Consider the following 6,044-nt stretch of genomic DNA (forward strand, 5'->3'; position numbering starts at 1 on the left):
TTCGACCGCGGACTTTAGCCAAGGGCCTGTCGGTCACCCATGTGAGGAGGTCGAATGAATTCGACCCCACGAAAGGGGCGGAGTCCTGTGGGATCGAATTCATTCGACCGAGGCCTGCGCCCCTCATGCCGCCCTCCGGGCCAGGCGGTCGAAGGCCAGGTAGATCACCGGGGTGGTGAACAGGGTGAGCACCTGGCTCACCAGCAGGCCGCCCACCATGGTGATGCCCAGGGGCTGACGCAGCTCGGAGCCGACGCCGCTGCCCAGCATCAGGGGCAGCGCCCCCAGCAGGGCCGCCAGGGTGGTCATCAGAATGGGGCGGAAGCGCAGCAGGCAGGCCTGGAAGATGGCCTCCCGGGGCGCCAGGCCCTGGTTGCGTTCGGCGTCCAGGGCGAAGTCGATCATCATGATCGCGTTCTTCTTGACGATGCCGATGAGTAGCACGATGCCGATGATGCCCACGATGCCCAGCTCGGTGCGCGCCAACAGCAGGGCCAGCAGGGCCCCCACCCCGGCCGAGGGCAGGGTGGACAGGATGGTGACCGGGTGGATGTAGCTCTCGTAGAGCACGCCCAGCACGATGTACATGGTCACCACCGCCGCCAGGATGAGCAGCAGGGTGTTGGTGAGGGAGGCCTGGAAGGCCAGGGCCGCGCCGCGGAAACTGGTCTCGATGCTGGCCGGCATCTCCAGCTCGGCCTCGGCCTGGCGGATGGCCGCCACCGCATCGCCCAGGGCCGCGCCGGGGGCCAGGTTGAAGGACACCGTGACCGCCGGGAACTGGCCAATGTGATTGACCGCCAGGGTGGCCGGACGCTCGACGATACGCGCCACCGCCGACAGGGGCACCTGGGCGCCGCCGGTACCGGGCACATACAGGCTGGCCATGGCCGCCGGGCCGCTGCGAAACTGGGGCTGCACCTCCAGCACCACCCGGTACTGGGTGGCCTGGGTGAAGATGGTGGAGATGAGGCGCTGGCCGTAGGCGTTGTACAGGGCATTGTCGATGGCAGCGGTGCTCACCCCCAGGCGGCTGGCGGCGTTACGGTCGATCTCGACCCAGGCCTGCAGGCCCTTGTCCTGCAGGTCGCTGGCCACATCGGCCAGCTCGGCCCGCCCACGCAGGCGCGCCACCAGCTGGGGCACCCACTCGGCCAGGGCCGCGGCGTCGGGGGACTGCAGCGAGAACTGGTACTGGGTGCGAGCCACCCGGTCTTCAATCGACAGATCCTGCACCGGCTGCATGTAGAGGGTGATGCCGGCCACCCGCTCCAGCTCGGGGCCCAGGCGGCGGATCACCTGGCTGGCGCTGGCGTCCCGCTCGGCCAGGGGCTTGAGGCTGATCATCATGCGGCCGCTGTTGAGGGTGGCGTTGGTGCCATCCACCCCGATGAAGGACGACAGCCCGGCCACCGCCGGGTCTTTGAGCACCACCTCGGCCACGGCCTGCTGGCGCTCGGCCATGGCCTGGAAGGAGATCGACTGGTCAGCCTCGGTGATGCCCTGGATCACCCCGGTGTCCTGCACCGGGAAGAAGCCCTTGGGCACGGCCACGTAGAGCAACCCGGTGAGCACCAGGGTACCCAGGGCCACCAGCAGGGTCAGGCCCTGGCGCTGCAGCACCCACTCGAGCATCACCCCGTAGCGGGCGATGACCCGGTCGAAGAACACCCCGGTGACCTTGTAGAAGCGCCCCTGCTCGGCGTCGGGCACATGGCGCAGCAGGCGCGCGCACATCATCGGCGTGAGGGTCAGGGACACGAAGGCCGAGATCAGGATGGCGATGGCCAGGGTGATGGCGAACTCCCGGAACAGCCGCCCCACCACGTCGCCCATGAAGAGCAGCGGGATCAGCACGGCGATCAGGGACACGGTGAGGGAGATGATGGTGAAGCCGATCTGCCTGGCGCCCTTGAGCGCCGCCTGCATGGGCGATTCGCCCTCCTCCACGTAGCGGGCGATGTTCTCGATCATCACGATGGCGTCGTCCACCACGAAGCCGGTGGAGATGGTGAGGGCCATCAGGGTGAGGTTGTTGAGGCTGAAGCCGGCCAGGTACATGACCCCGAAGGTGCCCACCAGGGACAGGGGCACCGCCACGCTGGGGATGAGGGTGGCCGGCACGCTGCGCAGGAACAGGAAGATCACCATCACCACCAGGGCCACGGCAAACATCAGCTCCACCTGCACGTCGTGCACCGAGGCGCGGATGGTGGTGGTGCGGTCGGAAATGACCCGCACATCCACCGAGGCGGGCAGGCTGGCGGTCATCTGGGGCAACAGGGCGCGGACCCGGTCGGCCACGTCGATGACGTTGGCGCCGGGCTGGCGCTGCACGTTGATGATGACCGCCGAGGTCTGGTCGGCCCAGGCGGCCAGGCGGATGTTCTCGGCGTCGTCCACCAGGGTGGCCACGTCGGACAGGCGCACCGGGCTGCCGTTGCGGTAGGCGACGATCACGCCGCGGTACTCGTCGGCGGAGCGGAGCTGGTCGTTGGCGTCGAGGGTGGAGGCGCGCTGGGGGCCGTCGAAACTGCCCTTGGCCTGGGTGACGTTGGCGTTGGCGATGGCCGTGCGCAGGTCTTCCAGGCCCAGCCCGTAGGCCGCCGCCGCAGTGGGGTTGACCTGCACCCGCACCGCCGGGCGGCGCCCGCCGGCGATGCTCACCAGGCCCACCCCGGCCACCTGGGAGATCTTCATGGCCAGGCGGCTCTCCACCAGATCATGGACCCGGGTGATGGGCAGGCTGGGGGAGCTGACCGCCAGGGTCAGGATGGGCGCGTCGGCCGGGTTGACCTTGCTGTAGGTGGGCGGCGCCGGCAGGTCGTTGGGCAGCAGGCTGGACGACGCGTTGATGGCCGCCTGGACCTGCTGCTCGGCCACGTCCAGCCCCATGGCGAGGCTGAAGCGCAGGGTGATCACCGACGCGCCCCCCGAGCTGGTGGACGACATCTCGTCGAGCCCGGGCATCTGCCCGAACTGGCGCTCCAGGGGCGCGGTGACGGCGGAGGTCATCACGTCCGGGCTGGCCCCGGGGTAGAGCGTCTTGACCTGGATGGTGGGGTAATCCACCTCGGGCAGGGCCGAGATGGGCAGCAGGCGGTAGGCCACGAAGCCCACCAGCAGGATGGCGAGCATCAGCAGCGAGGTGGCCACCGGGCGCTGAATGAAAAGGCGCGACGGATTCATGCCGCCCTCCCATGGGCCGTCCGCACGTCAAAGGCGTCCATGCTCAGCGCCCCGGCCGGCCCGGACCGCCGGGCCCTCCGCGACGCCCCTCCCGCCCGGGCGCATCCACCGCCTTCGGGTCGATGGCCTCCACCTTGGCCCCGTCCTTGAGCTTGTCCAGCCCATCCACCACCACCCGGTCGCCGGCGGCCAGGCCTGCCTCCACCGCCGCCATGCCGGCATCGGCGGGGCCCAGGCGCACCGGCACTGCAGCCACTGTGCCGTCGGCCGCCAGGCGATACACGAAGCTGCCCTTGCTGCCCTGCTGCACCGCCGCCGTGGGCACGGTGACCACGCCGCTGAGGGTGTCCAGCAGCAGCCGCACATTGACGAACTGGTTGGGGAAGAGGCTGCCGTCCTTGTTGGCAAAGTCGGCCTTGAGCTTCACGGTGCCGGTGGTCGAATCGATCTGGGCGTCCACCGCCAGCAGGCTGCCCTCGGCCAGGCGGGTCTTCATCTCCCGGTCCCAGGCCTCCACCTTCAGCCCGCGCCCCTCGCGCAGCCGCTTCATGATCGCCGGCAGGCGCTCCTCGGGCACCGGGAAGACCGCGGTGATCGGGCTCACCTGGGCAATCGTCACCAGCCCGGCGGTATCCGAGGCCTTCACGATGTTGCCCGGGTCCACCGCCCGCAGGCCCACCCGGCCGCTGATCGGCGCCTTGATGGTGGTGTAGGAGAGCTGCAGCTCGGCGCTGCGCAGATTGCCCTCGTCGGCCTGCACGGTGCCCTGGTACTGGCGCACCAGCGCCTCCTGGGTATCCACCTGCTGCCGGGCGATGGAGTCCTGGGCGAGCAACCCGCGATAGCGCTCCAGGTCGATGCGGGCGTTCTTCAGCAGGGCCTGGTCGCGGGCCAGCTGGCCGCGGGCCTGCTCCAGGGCGGCGCGGAAGGGCTCGGGGTCGATCTGCGCCAGCACCTCGCCAGCCTTCACCGGCTGCCCCTCGACGAACTTCACCGCCAGCAGCGGGCCATCTACCCGGCTGCGCACGATGGCCAGGTTGCGCGGCACCACGCTGCCCAGGGCCGGCACGCTGACCCGCACGTCGCCGGTGGCAAGGCTTGCCACGGTCACCGGCACCGGCCGCTCACCCCGCGGGCCATTGCCCCGCGCACCGGCCGCCTCCTGGCCGCCCGTCTTGCCGTCGGCCGGCGCATCACCCCGGTAGAAGTAATAGGCCCCCAGCCCGGCGGCCACGATCAAGCCGAGGATCAAGGGCAGATAGGAAGGTTTGGCGCGTTGCGATGGCGCAGCGGATGACGGGCTGGACATGGATGGACTTTCAGGGAAGCACCGGCAGCCTGGCCGGATCAGAAGGACTGGAATGCTACACGATGGACCCAGCCGACGGCCCATTGACCCGCGGCCCCGTAAAACGATCCCGTCCTGCGAAAAAAACCGACCGGATCAACACCCATCCCCGGAAACGGCAAAAGAAACACTTATTAACGACCGCAATACCCACAACAACTGTGAGTTGAATCATAGTCAGAACGTGCTGCAGTGCACTTACAACGGAGATCTCCCCGATGACATTCCCACCTGGCGCCGCCCTTCCGAGCGCCGAGGATCTGCTTTCCATCATCCGCGTTCAAACGGAGATCGCCCGGCTGGGAGTGGATCTGGACGCGGTGATGGGGCTGGCCGCCACGGCCTGCATGGAACTCACCGCGGCCGATGGCGCCGCCGTGGAAATCATCGAAGGCCCGCTGATGGTCTATCGCGCCGCGGCCGGCTCTGCGCTGTCGCAGATCGGCCTGGGCATCGACGCGGAGCACAGCCTGTCAGGCCTGTGTGCGCGCAGCGGCGCCCCCCTGTGCTGCGAGGACGCGGAGAGCGACCCCCGGGTGGACCTGGCCGCCTGCCGCAAAGTGGGCCTGCGGGCCATGGCCGTAGTGCCCCTGCGCTATGACAAGGAGACGGTGGGCGTGCTGAAGGTGATTTCCCCGCGACCGTCCGCCTTCGGCCACCGGGAGCTCGAGATCCTGAAACTGATGGCCGACCTGCTTGCCGCCTCCATGTATTTCGCCGCCCGCTGTGGCAATGACGCCCTGTTCCACCGGGCCACCCACGACATGCTCACCGGCCTGGCCAACCGCGCCCTTTTCCTCGACCGCCTGCGCAACGCCCTGCTCCAGGCCGACCGGGAGAAAAGCCAGACCGGCGTGCTGATGGTGGATATGGACGAGCTGAAACTGATCAACGACCGCCTGGGCCACCGGGTCGGCGACCTGGCGATCCGGGAATTTGCCCAGCGCCTCGCCAACGGCGCCCGGCGTTCCGACACCGTGGCACGGCTCGGGGGTGACGAATTCGGCGTGGTACTGAGCCCCACCGCCAGCACCGACGGCCTGCAGGCCAGCACCACGCGGCTGGTGCAGCAGGTACACGGACCGCTGCGGGTGGATGGTCACGAGATCAACCTGGGCGCCAGCTTCGGCGCCGCCCTCTACCCCGACGACGCCTCCGACATCGACACCCTGCTGGAAAAGGCCGACCAGGCCATGTACGCCATCAAACGCAGCCGCAAATCACCGGCCCACCGCTGATCCTGGTCAGTGGTCGAATGAATTCGACCCCACGACAGCACGCCCCAGCCGCCCGGTGGGGTCGAATTCATTGGCGCTGTTCGCGTTAAGTATGGGAAGCGCTTTCACCATTGGCAGGTGGGCATCTCGATGCCCGACGGGGTGGCCGGTACTGGCGGGCTTTCCGTTGTTTTGCGTGACGTTGGCCGGGTATTCGCCCCGGCGGGCGACCTTCTTCTTTGCTTCGCCAAAGAAGAAGGCAAGAAAGGCGACCCGGCCACCCCGGTCAT

4 protein-coding genes are annotated in these 6,044 nt (G+C 68.7%); 1 reads left to right on the forward strand and 3 read right to left on the reverse strand.

Going from position 1 to position 6,044, the window contains the following annotated elements; translation table 11 throughout:
- Positions 1-123 precede the first annotated feature (123 nt).
- Complete coding sequence (locus L6Q67_RS15960) at positions 124-3,189, reverse strand: MdtB/MuxB family multidrug efflux RND transporter permease subunit (protein ID WP_296571452.1); 3,066 nt, start codon at positions 3,187-3,189, stop codon at positions 124-126.
- Positions 3,190-3,232: 43 nt separating this feature from the next.
- Entirely contained in the window at positions 3,233-4,498 is a 1,266-nt protein-coding gene (locus tag L6Q67_RS15965; protein ID WP_296571453.1) for an MdtA/MuxA family multidrug efflux RND transporter periplasmic adaptor subunit, read from the reverse strand.
- A 257-nt stretch (positions 4,499-4,755) separates the two neighbouring features.
- Here L6Q67_RS15965 and L6Q67_RS15970 point away from each other — a divergent pair, with 257 nt between their 5' ends.
- Positions 4,756-5,775, forward strand: coding sequence for a sensor domain-containing diguanylate cyclase (locus L6Q67_RS15970; RefSeq protein ID WP_296571456.1), 1,020 nt, complete (start codon positions 4,756-4,758; stop codon positions 5,773-5,775).
- Between the two features lie 6 nt (positions 5,776-5,781).
- Here L6Q67_RS15970 and L6Q67_RS15975 read toward each other — a convergent pair.
- Positions 5,782-6,044: hypothetical protein (locus L6Q67_RS15975; RefSeq protein ID WP_296571459.1), on the reverse strand; the 263-nt coding region annotated here is incomplete at its 5' end.

The organism is Zoogloea sp. (genome assembly GCF_023150065.1).
Lineage (GTDB): Bacteria > Pseudomonadota > Gammaproteobacteria > Burkholderiales > Rhodocyclaceae > Zoogloea.

What these genes read in the sequence shown, in the direction of transcription:
- L6Q67_RS15965 (WP_296571453.1), bottom strand. Translation starts at nt 4,498, where the DNA reads ATGTCCAGCCCGTCATCCGCTGCGCCATCGCAACGCGCCAAACCTTCC.
- L6Q67_RS15970 (WP_296571456.1), top strand. Translation starts at nt 4,756, where the DNA reads ATGACATTCCCACCTGGCGCCGCCCTTCCGAGCGCCGAGGATCTGCTT.
- L6Q67_RS15960 (WP_296571452.1), bottom strand. Translation starts at nt 3,189, where the DNA reads ATGAATCCGTCGCGCCTTTTCATTCAGCGCCCGGTGGCCACCTCGCTG.